Origin of the sequence: Candidatus Liberimonas magnetica, assembly GCA_020523885.1 — a bacterium.
Classification (GTDB): domain Bacteria; phylum Elusimicrobiota; class Endomicrobiia; order Endomicrobiales; family JAFGIL01; genus Liberimonas; species Liberimonas magnetica.
The window spans coordinates 56,246-82,789 of record JAJAPY010000007.1 but is presented as its reverse complement, the minus strand read 5'-3'; the positions used below and the strand labels follow the sequence as shown (position 1 = coordinate 82,789).

Here is a 26,544-nt window from a genome sequence, read left to right as displayed (position 1 = left end):
TTTATATTTTTGTTGATTTTTCAATCGATACCATTGCGACAGCACCCGTCACGAAACGACCCAAAATGACCCAAAACGAACACCATGTGGTCACAAATTGGTCACAAATTATTTTTCTCATTTTATTAGCCCGGGATAATTCTTTTTTATCCAGCTTATCACAAAATCATAGAACGATTCAACTTCTTTAATTATTTCATCTACTTCCGCATCTGAAACATTCCCGGCACCTGTATAATCAGAAATATTTCTTTTTGTGCGGCAAGAATCGAAGTAATCGGCCAGCGAGTGATGCTCTTTGTCTAATATTTCTTTCATTGCCTGGAAAATAATGAAATGGTGCCCTATGCCTTTTGTTTTATACCCTTTACAATAAAGGAGAATTGTACCCAGTTGCAATGCTGCGTTATAGGCTGTAGCAAATCTTCTATCTGCGGAAAGCTGTATAATTTTCGCATCGTTAAGATCACGACGTATCAGTTCAAACAGGTTACTTATCTCCTGTTTTGATGTTGTATGATGAATAATTCTATTCTGATCTAATAATTGCTTTAAGCTCATTTTGTGTTCCGATTATGAATATTTTCTTTTCCTTCATAAGACTGGTTAGAAAATGATCCTTATTCTTTACTTTTTGCCTGAACTCAGCTTCCGGAATAACAGAGTAATTTATTTCATGCCCTAGCTGCTTCTTCGGTTTTGAGAGTATACCGGAAAGCTCTCTTGATGTTAATGTCCCTATTACAAACAGATCAATATCACTTGACGGTGTTTCATTTCCATTAGCATATGACCCATAAATAAAAGCTGTTCTTATTTTTTCCTTACTGTTAAGGCTGCTGCGCAGAACTTCAGCAATTCCTACATATTTGAAAAAAATAGATTTTAATTCAGCAAATATAGGGCTATTTTTATTTACCCTGTAATATGCCCTGTTACCTTCGGATTCTTTTTCCAAAAGCCCCATGGATACAAGCTTCTCCGTTTCGCGCTGTACCGCCCTTATCGGCTGGTCTGTCAATATTTCTATTTGCCTTTGATAAAATCTTTTTGGGGAACTAAACAGAAACAACCTTAGTATATCAACACGCGCTTTTGATGAAAACAATTGCTCTAACATATATCACTCTCTCTAATTGACTACTTTATGTAGTCAATTATATACATATTGTAGTCATTTGTCAAGTCTCAACATTTACAGCCAGGTAACCAATATTTTCTCTATGTCCTTCAGAAACACATCCAGATAACTTTCGCCTATATACTGCTTTTCATCTGACAATAACTGCCCGAATCCGGCTGCTTCAATTTTCGGCCTTATTTCACCCATCAGTTGACGCAGTTCCGATGACTGCATCAAAGGATCCATATTAATTAAGTTATCGCCATTTATCTTTAGCCATATTTTTTCCAGTGCAATTAACAAAGACGGCCAGTTTGTCCATTTTAAACTAGTTTTTTCAATATCTAGAAACTCAAACCATTTGTCTGTCTTTAACCAGTAATGCTTTTCCTTGCCATACGGCTTCACAAACAATAATCCGGATTTAACCATGTCAATGAGCGTGTCCTGGACGGTCTTCTGGGCATAATACGTCTCACGGGCTATTTTACTCGGGTGGGCGCTCTCATGAGTTAAAAGATATAAGATAATTTCACAGCGCACATTAATACCAAATAGCGCCCTAAGTTTGAATAACACCCCGGTATTGTGAATGTTGCGAACCTGCCCGGAATGCCGGCGCAAATTCAATTCTCCACGGTTAAATCCATGTTTATAAAATACTTTATCAGGAGAACCGAACATTTGAACGGGCGAACCATCGGCCGGGAAGAAGAGGTTCTCGTGTACAGGCTTGTTCATATCTCTGGATTTTACAAGCCCCTTCCATTTTAAATATTTACCTTCCTTAGACATTATCTCCGCTACGGGGATGAGCACTTTCCCTGAGGAAAAATTTTCTTTCGCGAGAATGGTTTTTAATCTCTGTATATTAACAAAATTGCCGTTTGTAACAAGCCAGTCTATAACCTCATCAAAAAGCCGCGCCTCGCTTCTTGAGATAGTAAGTGAAAAAAGGAGCAGTGCCTCAGGATCTATATACCATGCATCAAGAGCGCCTTCGTAACCGGCGACTCCAAGCGCGTGCCATTGCCTCCACAGAAAAGAAGACAAATGCTCGCGGAATCTATTCCTGAAACCTATCAGCGGCTGTTCCATAACCTATCTTCCTCATCATATCAAATAAAATCGTTCTGAAATCACTACTCGGGTCTTGTTTCATTGCCCATCTCGCCGCAGATTCCATTTCATCATCTGTCGGTTTTAAAACGCGTAAATCATCCAAATGCCTTCCGGGCCCGGAATCGACGCAAGCATAAACCTTGAGATGAATTTGATCGTATCTGCCCAAAAAATGAATTATAAGCTTGCTGCCGAATTTTTCGGTTTTTGCCCGCTCTAAATATCCCTGAGGCAACCCTTCTTGCATCAAGTCACTGGGGCCGCAATTCAGCCAGTTTTCATCAAGCCCTAAATCACGAGCAACACGAAAAGAAGCTTTCCTCAATATCTCAGGCAACGGCTTAGATGCGCCGATTTTCTGTTCTCCATAGCCAAGCCCTACAACATCGACATCTTTTGTAGTCCTATAAACGTATTCACAAAATAACAATGCAGACCCGCCACAAACCACAAGATTCATTGGATCAGTCTGTTCACTTTCAAGTATTTCACCAAGCAGTTTCAATGATTTTTGTAATATCTCTTTATTAATCATAATAGTCCTTATGCCACTTGTTATAAGTGCTATACATTATAATTACTTAATTTTATTCTGTCAAGGCTTATTCTAACTAAACGTAAACTAAACGTGTCAGGCTTGCCTAACTTGCCTTATTGATCAGCCGCAATCTCTCTGTCTATTAATCTCGATATGTGCCCCTGGGTCCTTTGTAAAAATCTCGCTATATCCGCCATCTTGTGTCCGGAACGATAAGCTTGAAGTACAAACTCCCTGCGGGCCGCTGCTGCTTTCTTATTTCTAGAAGGGCCTTGTATTACGCCATCTTTTACACCTAGCTTCTTTCCGGTATCCTCAAGAATTGCAGACAAAGAAATAACCGCAAAAGTTGCTCCAGGGGTTCTTTTCTCTATGATCTCAGTATGCCTGCAAACATTTTCCGTAACAAATTCTTCATTTCCCACATAAGGCATTTTCTCCGGAGGATACATTTCTGCCAGATGCCCCATGCCCATCCCCTCCCGAACAAATTCCGAATACAACTTTCTTGCATTAAGCTTATCTTTACTGAAGTATTCAAGAACAAACTGCTCATCAAGCAGAGAATTTCCTGATGGCTTTAAGTACTCATTATGTCCGGACCACAGCCACTGCATCGGCTTTGCGGCCAAATGCGCCCTAACGGGATTTAAATGAATGTATCGCACTAGTTCCAGTAAATAATTGTCTTTTTGACACAAGATAGCTTTATATCGCCCCTGGAATAAGTGTCCGAACTTTTTGTATTTACGGTTAATGTTTACGGTGTACCCGGTAAGGAGGCGCTGCATAATTACTGAAAGTGGGGTTTCTTTAGCTTCGATAAGCAAGTGAAAATGGCTCGGCATAAGACAATATGAATAGAGGTAAAATGGATATTTAATCTTTATTTCAGACAGGAGCTTAAGAAATAGGATGTAATCGCTCTCATCTAAAAATATATTCTGCCTGTTATTGCCTCTTGCCATGGCATGATATAATGCTCCGGGAAAGTGAAGTCTGGGTTTACGCGGCATGTGATTATTCTATCATTGTTTAGGCAAGTTAGGCAAGCCTGACACGGATTCGGATTTTCTCCCTAGTTTAAGTCATATTAATTATCCAATATTTAATGTATTATACACCTTTAAATGTCTATTTTCAAACAGAAAATAGACTAAAATGTGTGGGCTATGTCCTTCACAGTGGTTTTCAATTCAGACCTGCAAATTCGAGCATTTTCATATATAAAAACAGCAAATATGCAGGAAAAGGCAGAAAAAGACCAGGTTAACCGCAGGGAAAGACAAGAAATGAGAATATTTTAATCGAGAATTTATAAGAATAGAGAAAACACATTATGGAGTAACAGCGAGATCGGGCATGGAATTCCACGGCAGGACAGTGATATTGTTTCGTTTGTGGGGTGTATGGCCCGCGTAAATAAGATATGAATCAATATCTTTGCCGGTTACCTTTTTCCATTTATTCAGGGTCTTAAAATAATCATCGGTTAGGGTCTTCCCGGACTTTATTTCAACAGGAATCAGTGTAGCACCATGGTCTATCAAGACATCAATTTCGTCACCCAGGTTATCACGCCAGAAGTAGAGATTTGATGCCATGCCGCGATTGAACCGCTGTTTGAGGAGTTCAGATATCACTAAATTCTCAAAAAGGGCACCTCTGCTGGGATGGATGGAAAGATGCGCCGTATCCTGAATATTAAGAAGCCAAGCCACGAGGCCAGGATCATAAAAATAAAGCTTTGACGATTTTACAAGACGTTTACCAAAATTGACAAAATGCGGCTGAAGCAGGAAAACGATGTAGCTGGCTTCAAGTACCGATATCCAGTTCCGTGCTGTGGGTGTGGAAATACCACAATCGTTAGCGAGGGCTGAAATATTGAGCAGTTGGCCAGCCCTTGCCGCACACATCCGCAGAAACCGCTGGAATATGCTTAGCTCGCGTATATGGAGCATGGAGCGAACATCCCGTTCAAGATAGGTGGTAACATACGCTGCATGCCAGTGCCTTGCAGTTATTGCACGATCGTATTGAGGAGGGTACATCCCTTGGAAAAGAAGGTTATCTAAAGACGGTAGTTTTTTTGCCGTAACCAATTCCTTAATAGAAAATGGAAGCAACTGAATAAAACCTGCACGCCCTGCCAGGGATTCTGAGACATGGGACATCAGCCCAAACTGTTGGGAACCGGTAAGAATAAACTCGCCAGGCTTGTGGGAACGGTCAACTCGGGCCTTCAAGTATGAAAATAATTCCGGTAACTTCTGGGCTTCATCAACAATCGCACCCTTTGGGAACCCTTCAAGGAAACCGCGGGGATCAGTACGGGCAGATTCCAAAATATCTATATCATCAAAAGTTATATATGGCTTGCCCGGGAACGTGGACTGTACCAACGTTGACTTTCCTGATTGTCGCGGCCCAGTGACTACTGCAACAGGGAATTCTTTCGTCAGCAAGCGTAATGTATGTTCTGCCGTTCGTTTTATCATGGGATTATAATACATATTTTTATACAGATTGTCAACATATATTACCATTTTGTATATTATTTACTAAAACGTTTTCATCAGCGAAAAGAAATAAACACTTGCTTTTAGGTGTCCATTTGGTGTCCATCTCATAGACAAAATAGGGGCAAATGCTACAAATTGGGACAAATTGATTTTATCGGTTTTAGCGTCGGTAGGATTACTTTTCGTCAGAAGTTAGTTTTTTGTCTTTTATGATTTCGAGACCGGCGTTCTTACCCCTAACCCCCGGTATTATTCGCTTTTATTTATACTGCGCGACGATTTCTTTGGCTTTTTCCTGGATCTGCCTTATCTTTTGTCTATAGTATCTTTCCTGTCCACAATTTCTCTAAAAAGTTCCGCCATGGCATTATAGAAACAGGCCCAACAACTCTCTTTCTGCCTTCATTGCATACTAAAATTGCCTTTTTGGGCTTCACCTCTTCAATAAAAGCATTTAATGGCCTTAAATCTGAACTATTAATTGTTTTAGCGCCTTTTACTTCGATAGCCACTTCGCCTTCCGCGAGTATAAAATCAACTTCCAATCCGGATTTTGTCCTCCAAAAATTTATCTTGTAATTTTTGTCAGAATACGAACTATACGCATTTAACTCCATAAATATTAAATGCTCAAAGGCCCTGCCAAATGCTTCACCTCTTTCATCAACAAGCTTCCGGTTTATTAAAGACCCTGCTGCGCCAACATCAAAAAGATAAAATTTAGAAGCTTTGGTAATTACCTGCCTGCTTTGTCTTTTCGAAAAAGGCTCAATTATTCTTCCTAAAAGAGTATCCACCAAAATCTGATAATACTCTTTTACTGTTTTTGCATCTATGGCGCAATCACGCGCAATGTTTAAATAATTTGTCAGCTCTCCATGCGAAAAAGCCATAGCGTCAAAAAACCTTGAAAAGGCGGGGATATTGCGGGTCAACCCTTCATCGAAAACTTCCTGCTTTAAGTAATCTTGAACATACGCTTTTAACGATTTGCTTGCTTCTTCTTCCTGTTGAAGATAATGCGAGGGTATTAACCCATGGTTAAGCGAACGCAGGAGATTAATATCTTTAATCTCCTTACTTACCAAAGGGAACAGTTCGTAACGCCAAGCCCTGCCGCCAAGCATATTTGCATGATTGCGTTTAAGCTTTCTTGCGCTTGAGCCGCAGAGTATAAATGAAACTTTCTTATTTTCAATTAGCCAATGCACCTCATCAAGGATATTCGGCACTTTTTGCACTTCATCAAGAATAACCGGGCTTTTTAGTTCTTCAGCGCTTTTAGCAAACAGTTCTTCGCGCAGCCTGTGAGGATGTTTAGAAAACTCTATCATTAAATCTGTTTTAAGAAAATCATAGACAATACTCTTAGGAAAAGCGCTTCTTAAATACGTTGTTTTTCCGGTTTTTCTTGCCCCCCATAAAAACGCTGATTGCCCTTTGGGAAGTTTTATATTTAGAATACGATGAATGTTTTGCATATAGACTATATTCCTTATTAGTTTAACTATTTAGGAGTATACTGCATTTTTATCAATTTGTCAAGGCTTTTAATATTGGCCAGCTTAAAAAACAACTCCGGATTCAAAAATGCCACTTCAACAAATCCATGAATTAGCCGTTTTGTTTCTTTAACTGCTTTAACCGCTCTAATACAAGGCTTTTGATTTTGCCATCTTGAATTTTATCAGCCCATTTTTCCGCAATTTTAAAATTGAATGACTTCGGGAAATTAAGTTCAGGAAAATACTGAAACTGATTTTTTTTCCTGGTAGCTATATAAAGGCAGTCAACCAAAGCCTTTTCCGGAGTTGCAATCAGAAAACCGCCGGTTCCTTTATACCATTCAAAACCATCAAAGAAATACGGCGCCAATTGATGTACAGAAAACGTCCCTATACCGGTACGTATTATTTTAGAATGAGTTGTGGATGCAAGGGTTATAACCTGAGGTATTTGCTCTATCATACCATAAAGATGAAGTGCCGTGGTAAATGAAACATAAGCCCTTTGAGTATGAAACAAAAATGGGATGACAAGATACGTGCTCACAGGCTTTTCAGTTATCTCAGACCATATGCCCCTGTATATCTTGGTTATCGCCCTTTGGCGCACGAGGTAGTTCAATGCCTGGGTTACAGAAGACAGGGATTTGCCGGAAAGTTTAGATATTTCTGATGTGGTAAAAACCGGCCGCTTAAGATCCTTTATGTACTTCAGGACAGAGAAATTTTGCATATGTCTTCCTCTATGAATTTTGCTGTTTTAAGCTTTATCTCGTCCCACACCGAAGGGTTGCTATATACGCCCTGGTCCTCATACGACAAATAACCGGCCACCGTATCCTTAAACTGTCCAAAAGAAATTGTAAACAAATTATCATATGCCTTTTTAGCGGCCTGTTTGTCTACTTCTCCACTCTTAATAGAACCCGGAACAAACTGTGAACTTAAAACATGCAGATCGAATATGTCTCTTGCCTGAATGACCGTCCTGTTAGCAAGAGCGCCTATTTTTTGCAGTATAGCAGAATTCGTGTCGTAATGGGGCACTATTAAGGGAGAAAGCTTATATGCTCTTAAAACCTCAGAGTCCGCCGGCTGTACTACGGCGTTGCCAGATGTGCCCCTGCGGGAAAACTCTATTTTGGTAAAAAGATCTTCGCCGCGAGAGGTAATAAGATGAATTTTAAACCTCTGTGTCGTTTGCGTCTGTTTTGCTTTAGCAATATCAGGTGGGATAATGTTTTCTATCCCGAAGGTCGTGAGGGAATGCACAAACGAACTAGTCTGAAGAACGTTCATAACGGCGTCTTTCAACGCGTGCGCCTGGATACCGCTTACATCCAGGTCCATATCTTCTGAATAACGCACGCTTTTAAAAAAAAGACGCAGGTTGACGCCTCCTTTTAGCGTATAACTCGAAGCCTTTATTTTCTTACCGAAAAGCCGTAAAAACTCTATATGAAAAACTTCCCTTACCTGTAATAATGAATAAGTATTGGTGTTCATATATGAATTATAGTTTATTTATAACTAAATTTCAATACATTATCCAATTTGGAAATCTTGAAATCTTGAAATCTTGTGAATCTTGAGAATCTTGGGTCACCTATTTATACGTAGAAGCTATCTTTTTTGACAACTGCAAAAGCCGGTCATCTTTTATTCTGCCGGTTTTCATGGAAAAGGAAGACAGCACGTTCCCGCCTTTAGCCCTGATTTTTTCAGATAACGCTTTTATCGCATCTTCCGGGTCACTGCTTCCCATGGTAACGAACACAACAACGGATTTCCCGCTCAGGTCTGCTTGTTCAATAAAAGAATTTATCTCAGGAGCTGCTTTACTCCACCAGATCGGAGCTCCGATAAATATGCGGTTAAAAGCTGAAAGGTCGGTATTGAAAGGCTTTATAGGCCAGGCTTTCCCTTTACGCGATGCAAAAGCACCTGAAAAATACGCCTTTAACTTTGAAGGCCTTTCTACATCGTCAATTTTAAGTAATTCCGCATTTAGTTCTGACGCCATTGCCTTGGCGACAATTTCAGTTTTACCGGTGTAAGAATAATAAACGATAAGGTCTTTCAAAGGAACTTCTTTTTTTTCTTTAGCCGACAAATTCATGCAAAACGTTGCTGCAATACAGGACAAAAACATAAAGCTGATAACTTTTTTCATTTGATCCTCCTTATCCGGGTGCATATTCTAATAATTACTGATTTTTGTTTTGTTAAATCTTCCCTACTATGCAGAACCTTAAAAAAACCGGCCGTTCCTTATGTTTTTTATTAATGAGCATATTATAACAAAAATATTTTGATCTTGGAACCGGCGGAAAGTTTCCGTTAGGGTGTATGACCTATTTCTTGCTGTTTGGAATGAGAATTAAACAAGAGACTGTACTATATTTTTTCATTCGGAGAGAAAACCTTTATCACGCGAAGAATGACGGTACATTTACATTTTTTTATGAAGCAGAGAGCGTTGCCATTGTTGCGCGGTGCAGAGAATCCTCGTCAACTATAGTCTCTTTTATATCCGAACTGTCTAAGACAGGGAATATGTCGCCCGGCTGGCCCGCAGCAACGGGCGGTTGCAGTTTATTTAATAACTGCCGCAGCAGCCCTTTACCGCGGAGGCTCATGTTCTTTTCTGAGTCTCCTGCAATACCCGAGAGGTACTCAGCTGCATCCTGTTCCCCGCCCCAGCCGTCAGGGCCTACGTCTCTATCTACAATATCCACCAGCCAGCCTGCACCTTCTAAGAAAGTGTCGCGTTCCTGCGCTTCCCGGGCTAACGATTCATAAGTAGACCCGCCTGCAGTACGGCCTTTTCTGGTGTCGAGTTCAACAGCGCAGGGTTTGAACTCCTTTCTGCCGAGCAGCTTTCTTATCTCTTTGTTGTTTCGGGGTTCAAGGACGGTTCCTTCTTTCAGTTCAGCTATTACCTTGAACGCCCCGTGTTCTGATACCTGCTTTCTCAGTTCTTCTATATTTAAACCGCGGTCCAGGACCTCTTTTTCCTGAGCTTCGGATAGCTCCATGTAAAGTTGTACGACCCGGCCTCCGCTTTTATAATGTTCTATCTCTTCTCCGTACACATCAACCAATGCATACATCATATAGCCATTTTCAAAAACTATAGGTACAATGGTAGTACCCAGCTTCGGCACACCATTATCCGAAAGGCGCTCTTTAGTTTCTTCATCCATCATCCCGATATCTACGACCCGTGCTCCCTGCCACGCCATGGAGTGGAGCTCTCCGGCTTTTTTCTCGGTTATTTCACCTGTGCGGATGCGGACCACTTCTCTGTCCCGGATGATCGCCGGCGCACGCTTTAAAGACGGTTCATCTTTTTTTGCATTTTTATCCGGTGTAATCCGCAGCACGAGTCTTTTAGCGAACTCTTCCGGGGTCATCTTTTGTTTTGTCTTAACCGTTATAGTCCGCATCTGGCCCGGAAGGATACAGAAGTAGTTGTCGTCGCACTCTATTTCAATGTCGCCTTCAATATCAAGGTATGCCCAGGGAGCAAACCGCTCTGCGCTCACCGGCACCCTAAAAGTGTCAAAGGTTTCCGCGGGCAGTCGGCGTTCAGTCTCAGGCCGTGTGTCAACGGGCTGGATATCCTCTTTATTTATTGCAGCGTCACTAGCGGGAAGATCTATATCTTTAAACTCTCTGAAGAACTGGATATCCTGGCTTAAGAGTTCATTTTTATCATCGTAAAACTCTACCGACAGGAACTGGGACTGCCTGTCAGAAGGATTGAGCATAGCAGACGGGATTTCTACTGTTTCAGACGAACCCATTTTTACGGTGATATCCCTTTCCTCTCTTTTTATTATATTCCCTTCAAAATCGCTTAAGGTAATAACAGCTTTTCCCTTCACGGGTACTGGCCTGTCATTATTTATGACAACACTGCCTTCCGTACTTTTCTCGCGGCCAATACTGATAAGTACCGGAGCAAAAGCCCGTTTGAGCATATAGTATGCCGGCTTTGCACGGTGGAAATAATCTACGACCGACCAGGAATCGCACGGCCAGATGTCGTTGAACTGCCATACAAGGCAACCGCCCGAATTGATGCGCCTCAGATGTTTTGCCAAGGTATCAAGTGCAAGCCCCTGGTTGAGCTGAGAGTATAAGACATAGTCGTTATACGTACCGGGTTTTGGAAAATGTTTCAGCATGAAATGCCATATCGTTTCAGGACCGAGGGGCTCTTTCTTATTGTGGAACTTCGCCATCTCATCGAACGGATTGCGCTCTTTGCCTAAAGGGACCTTGTAATATGAGGAAATAGTCCTTGGGTCCGGCGGTGCCTGCCAGCCTGCTTCAGATCCGAAAAGTGTATCTACCCCGAGATAAAACGAATAATCCCATATACCCCATATATGGGCGTCTCCTTCCTTAAAGCTGTTGGGGTTTTTACCGCCCCAGGGGCTGCTCTTGCGGTACAAAAGCTTTCGTCCCGGGTCGAGCCTGCCCAGTATTTCGGGGATCATTTTTTCGTATATATCAATACCGAATAGATGGGTGGAACTGCTGAACAATCCCTGCTGCTGCTGCCACTGGTTCTCGTTGTTCCCGCACCAAAGAGCTATACATGGATGGCTCCTCAGCTTCTTTACAATGAGTTCTACTTCACGCTTTACCGAATTTGTGAACTCCTTGCTCTCCGGATAGTCCGCGCACGCGAACATGAAATCCTGCCAAACTAAAAGGCCTTTTTCGTCGCATACACGATAGAACGCCTCGTCTTCATAATACCCGCCGCCCCAGACCCTCATCATATTATAATGGGAATCTGCCGCCTTGGTAAGCAAATCACTGTACCGCTCTTCATTCATATGAGTGTTGACCGAGTCGGAAGGTATCCAGGCCGTACCTTTCGCAAATATAGGTATGCCGTTAACTTTTATCCTGAAACATTTCTGCATTTTGCCGTCCGGGCCTGGCTCTTCCTCCATAAGCTCGATCTTTCGTATTCCGAACTTCTGGGCCTTGGAAGAACTTAAAACACGTTCTCCCGTGCTTTTTTTGCGGGTAAAGATATTTACGTCTATCTGGTACAACGGGTGTTCCCCATAACCGTTAGGCCACCACAACTGAGGGTTTTCGACAGCGAACAAAGGAGACAGTTGCGCTTTGCCCGCTTTATCAAACACTATATCTTCATACTTTATGGTTTTAGTTTCAACTTCAGTCCCGTCCGGGCCCTTCAGCACAACTTTCACATCGAAAGGCTCTTGAGCATACTTATTAAGCTCGACCTGTGCGGTTACTAACGGATGGGCCAGATCATCACCTTCAAAAGTGACTTCGGCAGAGCTGTCAGACACCTCGGCGGTATCATACCCTGCCAGTTCAACCGAACGCCATACACCGGAATCAGGCATAGACGGGCCCCAGTCCCAGCCGAACGAAGCCTGCTCTTTGCGCAGATAGATCCTCAGGCGTGAAAACACCGCTCCAAGAGTTCCCCATCTCTGCTCGCGTTCCCGAGCGGCACGCATAGGAGCATCAAATTCCACAACTATGACGTTCTCCCCGTCATCGAGGTAGTCTTTAACATCATAAGTCCAGTCTGTGAACATGTTGTCGGCGCTGTACGTTTCCAAAGAATCCGGCGCAGAACCTGGTTTAGGAAGCCTCATGCCGTTTATCCATATAGTAGCGCAGGTGTCAAGTCCGTGGAAGGTCAGGCTGACTTTGTCTTTTTTCCTCAAAGACGGCGATACGGTAAAACGTTTTACGAACGTAAAATCTGTTTCTCCCACCCACTGAACATCTTTTTCATGCATACCTTTGAACGGGTCAGGTATGATTTTATGTTCAATAAGCGCGGCGTAAGCTGTTCCCGGGACCTGAGTATGAAGCCAGGTCTTAGTACCCTCGGACCCGGCCCCTTCCAGTTCCCTATGCATACGTAACACCCGTGCCAGATAAGGCACTATTGTTTTTAAGACCGGCATATTGTTTAAGGCTCTATCTTTAAACGCAGGTGCTGCCTGGACTAATTGCGCGGGCAGTACAAACCCCATATCCCATGTGCCGCCAAGGTCTGCCTTTAGAGAAGTGCCTTGCCGTATTTCCTTTACCTCTTCAAGGACACCCTTGTCCCTGGCATCGGCCAATTTATCAAGGTTCAAATCTTCTTCATTGGCTTTATACCTTTTGACAAGCAGAGAATAAAGGAAATTGGAAAGAGGCGGGGTCCCGCTTGTCCGTGTAAGATAAGAATAATATGCGTAAAGTATATAATAAGCTATTCCTATTAACTGCTGAAAGATAACCTTTACGTCTCCCTGGGCAGCGCTCAGGACCAACAGCAGCACCAGGTCGGTGAACGGCATTTTCACGTAATTCAGTTCCCCGACTAACAGTACATTTCTGTAATTGTTAAGGTTTTTCTCCTTTGCGGCCGCCGGGAGGTATAAAAACGGTGCCATAGTCAAAAGTACATTATATACTGCTGTAAGCGCAGACAGGACTATCGCTATTGCTGATTCCCGCAAAGACGGAAGATGTGAAAAAAAGTAATTTACAGACCTTGGAATTGATGAGAAAAATACCGCGGCCAGCCCGAAAGAACTGGCTATTATCGACGTATCGGTAAAGAAATAGCGCATAAAAGTTCCGCCTTTCTCAAGACCTACCCTTAAAAACATCACTGCAAAAAGCAAGCCTACACCCAGGAAAGACATATAATAATAGCTGGCTAAAACAGAATGAGGAAATATGATGAGCGCGGACTGGGTAACAGCCAAAGTAGAAGTGGTCCAAAGAAGATTAACACAAAGGGTTATTATCAGCTGGGACAACGGGATTTTAGTCTTGCTATTTTCTGCTTTGTCTAAGGACTGGGTTTTATCCTGGAATTTGGACATCACTAAAGGCTCTACAGCTAACGTAATAACCTGGCCCAAAGCGATATTTATAAGCGGGATCTTCATCCCGGCAAAAGCTATGAAATATGTGCCCTGAATGAACTTATACCATGCTATAACTTGTGGGGGGACGCCGAACAGGCTTAAAGCAATAATAGTTTCGCTTACCACAGCTGCGATCAGCACCACTTCGATGAAACGGCGGTAATTTTGATGCTGTTTTACCTTCTCCTCAGATTTGTTTTCTGAATTCAGATGCGTAAGAGTTAGATCATATACCGCATGAATAAGGGAAGTTAAAACAAATGCCGCAAAAGGAGCTATAAAAAATACCGTAGAAGGAGCAATAAAAAATGTGGTTATTAATATGCTAGGTAAAAGGAAATAGACGCCCAGGTATGGTACTACAGATAAAACAAAGGAAGAAAAGGCATGGTTTAAAAAATCCCTTTTAGCATCGCTGAACGTGTACGGCTTATCCTTTGAGGCAAGCCAGGAAACAATGACATGTGCGGCAGAAAATATAATTATGCTTAGCGCCACCGCAATCCCTATGCCGAAGGGGCCGTGGATGAGCCCGTGCTGTATAGCCAGGCCCAGGGATAAACGGAATATTCCTTCTTCTGCAACTGATGCTGCTGCTGTGAACCTTTTATAAGCAACAGGCCGGTCTTTGAACCATTGCTGAGCCAACGGGTCAAGAATCGAGGAAAGCTTCGGGCCGGTTTTTTCTTCTGGCCCCGTAGCTGTACCTGCGGCAGTTTTTACTTCGACAATCCGGTCAACGACAACAGTATCTTCTTTTTTAGATGCATGATACGAAAGGACCTTGCCTTCATGCTGTATTTGGACCGTCAACCCTGTATCTGATCTTTCTATGCTGACCTGAGGCAAAGATAGGTTAATCCCTTTTTTGGCAAGTTCGCCCTGTATCTTTTTAAGCCACTCACCCATTATTGCTATGCGTTCCCGGCTGCTTTTATCCGGCAACTCCAATTCTATCTCTGCTGCCCCTAAGGCAACTGTAGAATAAAACCTCTCCAGATCATTTTTTTCTATCAGCCCCGCCATAGCAGGCGGCGCAAATGCTGCACCCGGCAGGCTCGCAGGTGCGGGGCTGTTGGCCAAAACGTTCTCATAGACTTCCCTGTTATACGAAGAGGTCACGTTCGGCGTAACTACCAGATAGGATATCCCCTTTTCCTTCAATGCCGCGGCCATCCCTTCATGGAACCCTCCTACCACGACAACCTCTACTTCTTTAAAACTCTTAAGCCGCGCGGCAGTTTCCTGATAACTCCCTGCCATGCCTGGAACTCCCGCCTGTATACTTGCACCGCCGCTGAAACCCTCTAATATATGCTGGACGAATATCTTATTCCTATGCCTGTTTACCTCGTAGTACCTGCTCAACTCGTCTTTCTTTGCCAGAGCCTCTATCCCCAAGCGTTCCCGCGGGCTGAAATATTTCGGCAGGAGTGCGGTAAACCGGCCAATGTCTTTTTCAAATACGCTCAACTCTTCTGCACTCAACTCAAGCCCGGCCATCTTGCCAAGCAGCTCACCCATACGTTCAAGGAACAACAGTTCCCGGTCACCCAGCGTGTTCACACAGCGGTCACCGGCCTTTTTTATAAAAACATTCTGCTCGCGTACGACCTCGATCGGATTTATCGCAGATCTCTGCTTTATATACTCGATAAAAGCACTGAGGTGCGGATAGCGGGTGCTCATCTTCGGTGTATATTGTCTGCTTATCTCCCCCAGTCCAAAATAATATGTGTCCGCACCCCGGGACGTATCATTCAGCATGTCCATCAGCTGCCGGTACACGCCGAAAGACAGCACCTGCCGCAGTTCACCTAAATATTGTGCCTGCTCTTTTGCTATCTTTTTATAGCGCAGACGCCGTCCTGCCTCAAGCACTTTCCCGTACCGCTGTAGGTTAGGATACTGCAACAAGCTTTCGCCTGTTAAAGCTTCCAGGTTTTCAAACACCGCATACAGTTTATCGGGGCTGTTTGCGTTCTCACTGATCTTGGCCAGGGACTTATTAAGCTTCTTGAGCCTCTTTGTTCCATACCTGCCGCTTATTGCTTTAAGGCACAGGTTAAATTCGTCCGCTACCTTCCGGTTTTCTTCTTTATGACGCAAAAGGCCCTGTATCCTGTGCAGATTTTCGGTATATACGCTCCAGTCCTCAAGGCCGTACAATGTATCCTTTTTTTCTTTTACGCTGTAGTACTCTGCACCGCCTAACAACCCGTTGCTCAGTAGAGTATCTATGGTCTTCTGCTTCAGTTTTTCGTCCGGTATAGTGCCCAAAAGCTCTGTGCCTGCCCTGCCCTGGGGCGCTCCTTCTATCAACAGCTTCGTCATATTGTACTTTGTGTCGAAAAACCGTATTATTTCGTTTATATTCCTCTGTACTTCAGGATGGCAGTGCAGGTCCTGTATCCAGACTACCAGGGCACCGCCGCCGCTGTAGTTACCGCCGGTTATACGCCCGTACTTCTTCGGCAGTATAAAACCGTCTATCTTGCCAAGGGCTTCGTTTACTTTCTTCTCATCGCGCACCCCGGTAACTATCCCGTACAAAGCCTGGTCCGCTACACCTGACAGGATGAAACAGAATAATGTTATAAGTGTTATTGCTTTTTTCATTTTCTTAAGATCCCTGAAACAACGAAAAGAAAAAAAATCCTGATTTTTAAAACCGCAGACAGAAACTATATTTACAAAAACCAGATTTGATAATATTATATATATTATAATAAATATATAATTAATGTATAAACTATTTAAAAAATCTTTGTGAAATATGTCCGGTAAACCCTTATTTCAAAGGTTCAAGTAAGGAAAGAAAACTGTAGAATGAAGAGATTTTTTACCTAGAGGTGTTTTAGATGTCCAGATCTCAACCACTTACAACTTATCACTGTTGTTTCATCTCCACTAAATCCGCCGTTATAGAGCCCAGAGGTATTTTACAGCTGACTTTTACGGGTATTTTGTTTGTATCTGCCGTAAGCCATACAAGAAGAGTGCCCTGAACATTCGGGCTCACCGCCTTCTGTGAGCGAAGCCTGGGCATAACCACAAAACAGTCAAAGTCTCCAGCAGGGACCGTAATTTTTTCTTTATACAAAACCCTTACGGCTAAAGGCCAGGTAGTGTCTCCTATATGGGCATCAAGCTGATATGATTTCCCGACGCCTAAATCCTTGTTCCTTATGCTGTATAACGCAGAGATAACATCCTGCACAGATGCCGGGACTTTCCCTGTTTTTTTTGACTCAAGGATTTTATAAATGTGGTTCTTCTGGTCAAACACAAGCGTTTCAGTTCTTAGATAATTTCCTTCACTTATATTTGTAAGGAATTTTGAGGAAAATAGCTTATTACAATCTATCCAGGATTCATACACGTCACTGACCTTAAAAACATTGTTAAACATGGAAGCTGTCTCAACTTTTGCGGTAATATGGTAACATTTATTGCCTTTTAAATTATCAAAACCGGGTATCTCTAAAGTAGCATACCCTGCTTTTACAAACTCCCAGCCAACTTCATATTTCAACTTTTCACCAACATTAAAAGGAATTTTTTGCTGCCGTTCTGCCTTAAGAGGAACAAAAACAAACAATAACATTAAACTCAAGCACGATTTTTTCATCTAGCCTTCCTTTCAATTATATATATTTTATTGCCGGTTTTATCTATATTTTGCAGCTATTTCTTTTGCCTCTGCCGCTATCTGCTCGTTAGTCATGCAGCCGGTTTTTATGGAGAAGGAAGATACCACTTTTGCGCCCTTTGCTCCAGCTTTAGCGCTCAGTGTTCTTATCGCTTCTTTAGGGCTGCTCCCTCCCATTGTAACGAACACGACAACTGATTTACCCGGGAGGTTTGCCTGGTCAAAAAAAGAGTTTATCTCTGGAGCCGCTTTCCAGCACCATACAGGGGACCCTACAAATATGCGGTCAAAAGACGAGATATCGGCAGTTAATGGGTTTATCGGCCAGCTTTTTCCTTTAAGGGCCGCAAAAGCTCCTGAAAAATATGCCTTTAACTTTGAAGGCCTTTCTACATCGTCAATTTTAAGTAATTCTGCATTTAGTTCTGACGCCATTGCCTTGGCGACAATTTCAGTTTTACCGGTGTAAGAATAATAAACCACTAGATTTTTCATAGAAACTCCTGTTTTCTTCCGCTGCTAAATTAATTTCAAACAGCAGCAACTTCTGTAAATTTTATTGATTATAGCAAATTTACAGCAAAATCTGCCATGGTTATTTCTTAAAAACCGGGAATATAGTATAATAATAAAAAATACAATGAGCTTTATAACGGAAGTTATGAGTGTCCTTATGAATTTAGAATGGAATAAAAATCTAACATGAATATAAACTATAAAATAATAAAACAACATTTAATACCTATTATATTTCTGATATTATTAGTGTTCGTTATAAGACTGCCTTATACAAACATTCCTCTGGAAAGGGACGAAGGTGACTATGCTTACGGCGCTTTTATAATGGCAGCCGGCGGCGTGCCTTTCAGGGATTTTGTAGATGTAAAAGGAACCTTGGTTTATTTCATTTATAGATTGGCCTTTATATTATTTGGATACACAACAGCCGCAATTCATACGATGATGAGCCTGTGGTTGATGTTAACCGTGGCCTTAATTTATATTCTGGCTCTAAAAATATTCAGCAATAAAGCCGTTTCATTTTTTTCCTGTTTATCCTTCATATTCCTGACATTTAAACCGGTTTACGGAATGGGTATTGCTGCCCTAACTGAATTATATATGTCACTGCCTATTGCCTTGGGTGCCATCATGATTTTTTATGGGGTTGAAAGCGGAAAATGTAAACATTATTTATTAAGCGGTATTTTCATGGGGGCCGCTTTTTTAATCAAACAAACTTCAATAGCCGAAATTTGCATATTTTCAGCTTTTATTGTGATTTTAAATTTTAAAAACAATCAAAACATTAAAAATATTGTTTTATATTTATCGAACTACGTTATGGGATATCTGGCTGTCTTTATATTATCGGCAGTTTATTTCTGGTACCACCATTTAATTAATGAATATCTATATTTTACGATCAAATATCTTTTTGTCGTCAGGCCTCTAAATACCGTTTCAATGGAGCAGGCCGTTAGCCGTTTAAGCGGAGTGCTGTCTGTAATGGCTAAAAGCGACTGGCTTTACTGGTTTGCCGGTATATTGGGGTTGATTTCTCTGTTTAAACAAAAAAGGGTAATAATTTTTTGTTTTTTAATTTCATGGTTTTTGGGAGCGGCATCAGCGATCTTCCCTCTTTTTACGTTTTCCGGGCATTATTTCCAGCAAATCTATTTATCTCAATCATTAATAGCGGGTTTTGGCCTTTTCGCAGTATATGAAACTTTGCTGAAAAGATTTAACCATAGATTATTGATTTTTCCTTTTACGGTTATTGTGATCATCCTGTCCGTGGCCCCCTACCTGAATTACTACAATGCTAATAAGGAGGAAGTGTCAAGGTTAAACTACGGGAATAACCCTTTTTATGAATCACTGCAAATCGCCGATTACATTAAAAATAACACGAATGAAAAAGATACCTTATTTATATTAGGGACAGAACCTCAGATACTGTTTTATGCAAAAAGAAGAAGCTGTACAAGGCTGACAAACCAGTATGTTTTTATCGACCCTGATAAAGTTACGGATTACCACAAGGAACTGGAACGGGACATCCTTGTTAATCAGCCAAAATTCATAATTATTTTTTATTTTATTAAATCCAACTTTTTCATATATCAGACAGAGTCATATTTTTACGAACGTTTGCCTGAGATATTAAAAAAAGACTATTTTTTGGACAGTTTAGTATTCGTTTCTAAAAGTACGCTGTATTTTTGGGGACCGGGTGAAACAAAAAAAGCTGTAGATGCCGGAATCCTGAATTACTTCGATATAAATAAATTTTCTTGCCTTTCACTGTCTAAACAGTATTACAGAGACCCCACTTCTTATCCGATACTCTTGTATAAAAGAAGAACATGAGAGGTTTATGCTATGAAGCCAAATAATAAATGCTATTTTCTTCTTTTCGGGTGCTATCCATTCATCTGGATAGCGCTGATAGTACTTTTAATCTACAGCAAAACAACCGGGTTTGATTTTCTTAACTATGATGAATCCTCCCTGATCGTGAAGAATCAAAGTTTTCTAAAGGACCCGGGGAGTATCTACGCTGTGTTTTTGCATGGGATTCATGCTGACTTCAGCCATTTCTACCGCCCGCTCTATATGCTGTCGTTAATGATAGACGCTCATATAAGCGGGTTGAACTCTTTCGGTTATCATATATCGAATATTTTGTTTCACATCATCGCTTCCTGGCTCATCTATATTTTCTTCAAGAAGTTGAACGTAGGGGGTCTCCGTTCTTTTGTGTTTGCAGTATTTTTTGCCGTTCACCCTCTTGTACTTCCTTCTGTAGCGTGGGTCCCCGGCAGGAATGATTCATTATTGGGTATAGGGGTCCTTGCATCGTTTATTTTCTTGATCGATTACCTGGAACGGCATCGGACGCGTGATTTTTATCTTCATATCCTTTTTACAGCTGTATCCTTGCTTATAAAAGAAACGGCTGTCGCCGTTTTCCCCGTTGCTGTTGCTTTTCTTATTTTAATGAGAGAAAGGGCCTCAACTGCAGATCGGAAAGCACTTCTTACAGGCTGGGGGATAACAGCGGCCGCCTATTTTGCCGCAAACTTATTTGCCATTCGTTACGATAATATCCCGTATCAGTATCTGTTCCCTTATTCATGGCATACCCCGAGAATACTGTTGTGGTATTTCGGGAATATTTTCTTTCCTTTTAATTTGTCCGTAGCTCCTTTTGCCGAAGATATCAATGCTTTTGCCGGGATATGTGTCGTGTGCGGTTTGTCGCTGTTATTATATCTTTCCAAGGGCAGGCAGATGAGAAAAGTATGGTTTGGCACAATATGGGCTATATTCTTTCTTCTTCCTACGCTCATCATTAATAAAGAAGGGATATATTTTATACAGCGCTCGTATGTTCCTCTTGCGGGGGTGTTTTTGATAATGGGAGAAATACGCGGCCCCCTGTGGGATAATATGATATTAAAATACAGAAATACCGCGGCATCAATTATTGTATTAGCAGGAATACTATTGTCTGTTATAAGTTTAAATTTTACAGGGTTCTTTTCCGACAGTGAATATTTTTGGCAAAATGCAGCGAGGACTTCACCTCATTCCTTCCTGGTCAATAATAACCTGGGCGCTACCTATGAACAGCTGACAAAATATGATAAGGCGTTACAATATTATTATAAAGCGGCAGAGTTAAAGCCGGATGACCCGCATATTCATTGTCTTACCGCTAAAATGCTTATCCTGCTGGGCCGTCAGGAAGAAGCGATAAGAGAATATGAGAAAGCACTAAATATTGATCCAGGCAATATAGACGCCAAAAACGGCATATCCATTTTAGAAAATACCGGGTTTGGGATACCTCAAGAAAAAGCGCATTACTTGAAAAATAGCTATTAAATAGATAAAATATGTTTGTATATGTGAGGTAAAAATGATTAAGAATATCCTATTAGCTTTCATTCCCATCTTTGTAGCTGTTGATGCCATCGGCGTATTGCCTATCTTTGTTTCTATAACCCAGGGGTTGAACAAAAAAGAACGGAAATCCGTAATTTTTCAGTCAATGTCTACGGCTCTGGCTCTTGCCCTAGGTTTTATATTCCTTGGAAAAGCTGTTTTCAGGTTTCTAAATATAACTATAGGCGACTTCATGGTAGCAGGGGGCCTTATACTTTTCTGTATAGCTTTAATGGACATACTCTATCCCGGGCAAAAACGAAAATATACCATGAAAGAACTCGGCTCAGTACCTCTTGGAACACCTTTGATAGTGGGGCCTGCTGTACTTACGACTTCCTTGATCATTATCGGCGAGTACGGTACTATCGCTACTTTAATATCTGTTTTTGTAAATGTCTTGCTGGCAGGCTTGATATTTTCGTTCTCAGAGATCTTAATAAAATTTTTCGGAGATGCGGGCTCAAAAGCACTTTCAAAGGTCGCAAGCCTCCTTCTTGCCGCCATAGCGGTTATGATGATAAGAAAAGGCCTGATTCAACTAATTATCAATACCAGATTATGAGAACTATTATTTTCTTGACTATATCCAATGTTTTTATGACATTTGCCTGGTACGGCCATCTGAAATTCAGGAATTCTCCTATCTGGAAAGCGATTATCATAAGCTGGCTTATCGCCTCTGTGGAATATTGTTTTCAGGTGCCTGCTAATAGGATAGGTTACGGCCAGTTCAACGGGGCAGAATTAAAAACCATACAAGAAGTCATAACCTTAGCGGTGTTTGCGGTTTTTTCGGTTTTATACCTTAAAGAAAGTTTTAAATGGAATTACCTGGCAGGGTTTTCTCTGATAGTTGTCGCGGTTTTTGTTATTTTCAAGAAATGGTAAGACAAATTAACTGCTATTCTAAAAAACCTGATTTTTTTGTCTTTATAATTTAAAATTTTCATTTTTCAATTTACATTTTGCAATAAGCTGTTCAATATAACATGTCTACTATCAACCAGTGTGCGAAACAAGACACCAAAGAAGTGAAATCCAGTCTTAAGATATCGATGTTTGAAGGCGTTGCTGCGGCAGGCATGCTCGGGTTCACCCAGGATTACCTTACCCCGTGCCTCCTATTCCTTGGAGGGACTGCCGCTCATGTCGGCATGCTTACGGCTGTCCCTAACCTGTTCACTTCTCTTTTTCAGTTCAAATCAGCCGATTATACTAACCATTTAAAATCAAGAAAAAGGACCATCAGCATATTTGTGCTCCTTCAGATATTTATGCTGATCGTTTTGACCGTGTCGATCCTTTTTAAATTACTAAGCCCATTTACATTCATCATACTGATAGTCTTGATCGCTTCTTTAGGCGGGTTTGCCGCCCCTGCCTGGTCAAGCCTTATTTCCGACCTTGTTGCTGATGACAAACGCGGGCTGTTCTTCGGCTTGAGGAACAAGGTCGTGGGGCTTACCCTGGTAGGCATGTCATTTATAGCCGGATTTCTATTGCAGGTCTTTAAGGGCATAAATTTATTGTACGGTTTTGTAACGATATTCTTCATTGCTTCTATCTTTAGGGTTATATCATGGAATCTGCTCTCAAAAATGCACGACGTTTGCACGACAGAAACAAAAGACGATCATTTTACCTTTTATGAATTTATTTCACGTTTAAAACAAAGCAATTTTGCAAAATTCGTGATACTTGTTTCCCTGTTCAACTTTTCGGTCTATTTATCGGCCCCGTTTTTTGCGGTCCTAATGCTTGAAAACCTTTCCTTCAGCTACATTACCTATACCATCGTAGTCTTGAGCGCCACACTCCCCATGTACGTTACCATGCAAAGATGGGGCAGGTTCGCAGATACCGCAGGCAACCTTAAGGTAATCAGAATTACATCTTTTTTTATAAGTTTCGTGCCTGTTTTGTGGATAATAAACAGGAATACGGTCTTTCTTATCTTTGCCCAGATATTGAGCGGTTTTGTATGGGCAGGTTTTAACCTTACGACATCTAATTTTATGTACGACGCCGTATCACCGGCAAAAAGGACAAGGTGCATCTCCTATTTTAATTTTTTGAACGGGATAGCTATATGCTTTGGCGCGCTCCTTGGAGGCATTATGCTCAAGTGGCTACCGCCGATATTCGGCACTGGTATTTTGACTTTATTTTTGATATCCTCTGTTTTAAGGTTTGTGGTAAGCTTTTATTTTCCCAAGAAACTCAAAGAAGTAAGGAACGTAGAGAAAATTAGGAGCATTGACCTTTTCCTAAATGTAATAGGTATAAAACCCTAAACAAAATCGTGAATTAATAAAAAATATATCAGCTTCTTTGAAACTTATGGAAAAAAACAAAAAACTTAACTGGCTGGTTGTAAGTTCCCTGGGCATAATGCTTGTTTCAGCCACTGTGATAGGTTTTACTATCGGGTTTTTTCTGGATAAATTCCTTAATACCTCTCCATACTTCACTCTCGGGATGTTTCTGCTCGGCATAGTCTCGGGTTTTTGGAGCATAATAAAAGAAGTTAAAAAACTGAACCATGGCCAGGATATCTAAACTAATATACATCAATCTTTTTACGCTGGCCTTATTTGCTGTTTTTCTGTTCCTTTTAAAAAAAAGCAGCCTAGTACCTGGGTTTTGCCTTGGTTATATGACAGGTTTTCTAAATTTTGTGCTCTTGCATGTATCAATCAGGGACGTATTTGACGCAAACGGCACTTCTTCAAGCGACATATTTAAAAAAACTTTTTTATATATTATAAGGTTTTTCTTAAAGATGCTTTTTCTTGCCTTACTTTTGATACTCTTCGTTAAATTCCTAAATATAAACTGGTTCGGGCTTCTTATTGGACTTATTGCTTCAACTTTTGTATATATGATGAATATCTTAAGGAAAGACTTATGGCAATTTTCCCGGAAGCAGTAGAATACCATATACCAGGAATACCCAGTATAGCCTTAATGCTTATCGTGACATGGGCGATAATCATTATTTCTGCGCTTGTCATCCGTATGAACTTAAGGCCCGTGCCAAGAGGCATCAATACGGCATTTGAACTGCTGTTCAACTATATTTACGGCATGGCAGATTCGGCGATAGGAGAAAAAGCAAAGAACTTTTACCCGCTTTTCCTCGGTATTTTTCTTTTTGTCCTTACCGGCAACCTCCTTGGTTTAATACCCGGGTTTTCATCGCCTACCGCAAATTTAAGTATTACCCTGGGCCTTGCGATAATTACTTTCCTATTCTATCAGTTCCAGGGCATAAAAGAACACGGTTTTGGCTATATCAGGCATTTTTTAGGGCCGAAATTGCCCTGGTACCTTATTCCAATAAATATAATGATTTTAATAATCGAGATTATAAGCCACTTTGCCAGAATCATATCTTTATCTTTGCGTCTCTTTATAAACATTTTCTCAAAGGAACTCCTTTTAGGCATACTTGCAAGTTTGTTCCTGACTTTCCTTGTCGGCCCCGGATTTTTTAGCAAATTACTGTCCGGCGCAGTATTTATTTTAAGGCCTTTTATACTTCTTTTGGGTGTTTTGGTAAGCATCGTACAGGCGTTCGTTTTTACGATCCTTGCCATAGTATATGTAGCCATGGCTGTAAACGAAAGCCATTAAAAAATTAGCGGATAGCGTAGAGCGTAGAGCGGATAGGAAAGACTTCTATACGCTAAACGCTGTACGCTCTACGCTATAAATCGGAGGCAATATGAAGAAAAGATTAAGTTATTTGTTAGGAGCAGCGTTTCCTCTTTTAAGTTCAGTCCCGCTTTGGGCTGAAGAAGCTGCAAAAGAGTCGTCTAAGTTAAGTGCAGGTTCCAGCGAGTATTTTGTTTTTACATCGCTTGCCATCGCACTAGGTTTTTCCATTTGTACCGGGCTTTGCGGCCTTGGACAGGGAAACGCTATCCGCGGCGGGCTTGAAGGCATAGCGCGCCAGCCTGAAGCAAGCGATAAGATACAGATGAGCATGCTCTTGGGGCTTGCTTTCATAGAATCGCTCGCTCTTTTTACGCTGTTCGTCTGCATAATACTCCTGTTCGCAAACCCGTTCATAAAATATTTGCAATAAATATATGATAGATATTAATTTTAGTTTATTATTAGTCCAGATCGTCACTTTTCTTGTAGCTTTATTCATCGTTTGGAAGATAGCCTGGGGCCCGCTTACCAGAATGATGGAAAAAAGGTCCGGCGATATAAAGGCCGACATCGAAACAGCCCAGCAGGAAAGGCTTGCCGCGGAAGAATTGAGAAAATCGTACGAAAACCAGATAAAGCAGTCCAAGCTTGAAACAAGAAAGATCATAAGCGATTCTATCGAAGAAGGCAATGCCCAGAGGAACAAGATAATCGAGTATGCCCATGACGAGTCAAAGAATATCATATTAAACGCCAAACGCGAACTTGAAAATGAAAAAGAACGGCTTAAGAAAGAACTGCAGAACGACGTCACCAAACTCGCCGTTGAGATATCTGAAAAACTTATATTAAAAAGCATCGATAAAACAACACAGGACAGGGTTTTTGAGGATATCCTAGGCAAAGTAGGAGAAAACGACAAGGAAAACCTTCAATGAAAAACAACGAAAGGACATATAATTATGCCCTTGCTTTATTTTCACTTGCATACGACAGGAAGATCGAAGAGGGCATATATAAAGACTTAACAACAGCATTAAAGGTGTTCGGATCCGGCCGGCGCTTCGAAACATTTTTCTACAACCCTTCAGTTTCTTTTAACGATAAAGAAGAGCTGCTTAAAAAAGCCTTCAGAATAGACCCCCTAGCATTACATTTTATTTTTGTATTGATGAAAAACAAGGCTTTGGGATTAATCAAGGGAATAACGATAAAATATAAAGAGCTCATGGATATTTCCCATAATATTGAACAGGTAAAAGTCACTTCTGCATCTATACTGGAAGAAGAAAAGCAAACCGCTATAAAAAAGAGGCTTGATAAAACATTAAACAAAGACACGGCCTGTAAATTTGACGTCGACCCCGGCCTTATCGCCGGATTTACGATAGAGTACGGAGATAACCTGCTTGACGGCAGTATTAAAAGGCAATTAAAAACAATAAGAGAGAGGCTTTCTACAAATTAACTGATTATTGCAAATTGAGTTAATTGAAAAACCCATTTTTTGTCATTCCTGCGAAA

24 protein-coding genes are annotated in these 26,544 nt (G+C 41.3%); 11 read left to right on the top strand and 13 right to left on the bottom strand.

Going from position 1 to position 26,544, the window contains the following annotated elements:
- Positions 1-117: 117 nt before the first annotated feature.
- The 13 genes from LHV68_07285 to LHV68_07225 form a co-directional block, all read right to left on the bottom strand.
- Positions 118-561: a hypothetical protein gene (locus LHV68_07285; protein ID MCB4791676.1), complete on the bottom strand. Its 444-nt coding sequence runs from the start codon at positions 559-561 to the stop codon at positions 118-120.
- Positions 530-1,120: a nucleotidyltransferase domain-containing protein gene (locus LHV68_07280; GenBank protein MCB4791675.1), complete on the bottom strand. Its 591-nt coding sequence runs from the start codon at positions 1,118-1,120 to the stop codon at positions 530-532. The genes LHV68_07285 and LHV68_07280 overlap by 32 nt, the downstream gene beginning before the upstream one ends.
- A 75-nt stretch (positions 1,121-1,195) precedes the next feature.
- Positions 1,196-2,221: a hypothetical protein gene (locus tag LHV68_07275; protein ID MCB4791674.1), complete on the bottom strand. Its 1,026-nt coding sequence runs from the start codon at positions 2,219-2,221 to the stop codon at positions 1,196-1,198.
- Positions 2,190-2,780: a hypothetical protein gene (locus tag LHV68_07270; GenBank protein ID MCB4791673.1), complete on the bottom strand. Its 591-nt coding sequence runs from the start codon at positions 2,778-2,780 to the stop codon at positions 2,190-2,192. The genes LHV68_07275 and LHV68_07270 overlap by 32 nt, the downstream gene beginning before the upstream one ends.
- A gap of 116 nt (positions 2,781-2,896) precedes the next feature.
- Positions 2,897-3,751, bottom strand: a complete 855-nt coding sequence (locus LHV68_07265; GenBank protein ID MCB4791672.1) for a transposase — start codon at positions 3,749-3,751, stop codon at positions 2,897-2,899.
- A gap of 369 nt (positions 3,752-4,120) precedes the next feature.
- Positions 4,121-5,332 carry an ATP-binding protein gene (locus LHV68_07260; protein ID MCB4791671.1) on the bottom strand — a complete coding sequence of 404 codons (1,212 nt, stop codon included), beginning with the start codon at positions 5,330-5,332 and terminating at the stop codon, positions 4,121-4,123.
- Positions 5,333-5,625: 293 nt separating this feature from the next.
- Complete coding sequence (locus tag LHV68_07255; GenBank protein MCB4791670.1) at positions 5,626-6,789, bottom strand: AAA family ATPase; 1,164 nt, start codon at positions 6,787-6,789, stop codon at positions 5,626-5,628.
- Positions 6,790-6,922: 133 nt separating this feature from the next.
- On the bottom strand, positions 6,923-7,546 hold the full coding sequence (locus LHV68_07250) for a hypothetical protein (GenBank protein MCB4791669.1): 624 nt from the start codon (positions 7,544-7,546) through the stop codon (positions 6,923-6,925).
- The gene (locus LHV68_07245; GenBank protein MCB4791668.1) at positions 7,525-8,319 is read right to left on the bottom strand and encodes a nucleotidyl transferase AbiEii/AbiGii toxin family protein; all 795 of its coding nucleotides are present in this window, start codon (positions 8,317-8,319) and stop codon (positions 7,525-7,527) included. Before LHV68_07245 ends, LHV68_07250 begins: the two co-directional genes overlap by 22 nt.
- A 100-nt stretch (positions 8,320-8,419) precedes the next feature.
- Positions 8,420-8,986: a flavodoxin domain-containing protein gene (locus LHV68_07240; GenBank protein ID MCB4791667.1), complete on the bottom strand. Its 567-nt coding sequence runs from the start codon at positions 8,984-8,986 to the stop codon at positions 8,420-8,422.
- A 289-nt stretch (positions 8,987-9,275) separates the two neighbouring features.
- Positions 9,276-16,370: a hypothetical protein gene (locus LHV68_07235; GenBank protein ID MCB4791666.1), complete on the bottom strand. Its 7,095-nt coding sequence runs from the start codon at positions 16,368-16,370 to the stop codon at positions 9,276-9,278.
- Between the two features lie 271 nt (positions 16,371-16,641).
- A complete protein-coding gene (locus tag LHV68_07230) occupies positions 16,642-17,382 on the bottom strand; it encodes a DUF3108 domain-containing protein (protein MCB4791665.1) in 741 nt (246 codons plus the stop codon).
- Positions 17,383-17,421: 39 nt separating this feature from the next.
- Positions 17,422-17,898 carry a flavodoxin domain-containing protein gene (locus LHV68_07225; GenBank protein MCB4791664.1) on the bottom strand — a complete coding sequence of 159 codons (477 nt, stop codon included), beginning with the start codon at positions 17,896-17,898 and terminating at the stop codon, positions 17,422-17,424.
- 207 nt (positions 17,899-18,105) lie between these two features.
- Between LHV68_07225 and LHV68_07220 the strand changes: the two genes are divergently transcribed.
- The 11 genes from LHV68_07220 (at position 18,106) to atpH (ending at position 26,488) form a co-directional block, all read left to right on the top strand.
- The gene (locus LHV68_07220; protein ID MCB4791663.1) at positions 18,106-19,776 is read left to right on the top strand and encodes a glycosyltransferase family 39 protein; all 1,671 of its coding nucleotides are present in this window, start codon (positions 18,106-18,108) and stop codon (positions 19,774-19,776) included.
- Between the two features lie 12 nt (positions 19,777-19,788).
- Complete coding sequence (locus LHV68_07215; GenBank protein ID MCB4791662.1) at positions 19,789-21,297, top strand: glycosyltransferase family 39 protein; 1,509 nt, start codon at positions 19,789-19,791, stop codon at positions 21,295-21,297.
- 34 nt (positions 21,298-21,331) lie between these two features.
- Positions 21,332-21,922, top strand: coding sequence for a MarC family protein (locus LHV68_07210; GenBank protein MCB4791661.1), 591 nt, complete (start codon positions 21,332-21,334; stop codon positions 21,920-21,922).
- Positions 21,919-22,248, top strand: a complete 330-nt coding sequence (locus tag LHV68_07205) for a DMT family protein (GenBank protein MCB4791660.1) — start codon at positions 21,919-21,921, stop codon at positions 22,246-22,248. Before LHV68_07210 ends, LHV68_07205 begins: the two co-directional genes overlap by 4 nt.
- A 101-nt stretch (positions 22,249-22,349) precedes the next feature.
- Positions 22,350-23,654: an MFS transporter gene (locus LHV68_07200; protein MCB4791659.1), complete on the top strand. Its 1,305-nt coding sequence runs from the start codon at positions 22,350-22,352 to the stop codon at positions 23,652-23,654.
- 46 nt (positions 23,655-23,700) lie between these two features.
- Positions 23,701-23,919: an AtpZ/AtpI family protein gene (locus tag LHV68_07195; GenBank protein ID MCB4791658.1), complete on the top strand. Its 219-nt coding sequence runs from the start codon at positions 23,701-23,703 to the stop codon at positions 23,917-23,919.
- The gene (locus LHV68_07190; GenBank protein MCB4791657.1) at positions 23,903-24,292 is read left to right on the top strand and encodes an ATP synthase subunit I; all 390 of its coding nucleotides are present in this window, start codon (positions 23,903-23,905) and stop codon (positions 24,290-24,292) included. Before LHV68_07195 ends, LHV68_07190 begins: the two co-directional genes overlap by 17 nt.
- On the top strand, positions 24,268-24,996 hold the full coding sequence (gene atpB, locus LHV68_07185) for a F0F1 ATP synthase subunit A (GenBank protein MCB4791656.1): 729 nt from the start codon (positions 24,268-24,270) through the stop codon (positions 24,994-24,996). Before LHV68_07190 ends, atpB begins: the two co-directional genes overlap by 25 nt.
- A 91-nt stretch (positions 24,997-25,087) precedes the next feature.
- The gene (locus LHV68_07180; protein MCB4791655.1) at positions 25,088-25,450 is read left to right on the top strand and encodes an ATP synthase F0 subunit C; all 363 of its coding nucleotides are present in this window, start codon (positions 25,088-25,090) and stop codon (positions 25,448-25,450) included.
- A 4-nt stretch (positions 25,451-25,454) separates the two neighbouring features.
- Positions 25,455-25,958 (top strand): F0F1 ATP synthase subunit B, encoded by a 504-nt coding sequence (atpF, locus tag LHV68_07175; GenBank protein MCB4791654.1) that lies wholly within the window; start codon positions 25,455-25,457, stop codon positions 25,956-25,958.
- Positions 25,955-26,488: an ATP synthase F1 subunit delta gene (gene atpH, locus LHV68_07170; GenBank protein MCB4791653.1), complete on the top strand. Its 534-nt coding sequence runs from the start codon at positions 25,955-25,957 to the stop codon at positions 26,486-26,488. The genes atpF and atpH overlap by 4 nt, the downstream gene beginning before the upstream one ends.
- Positions 26,489-26,544 lie beyond the last annotated feature (56 nt).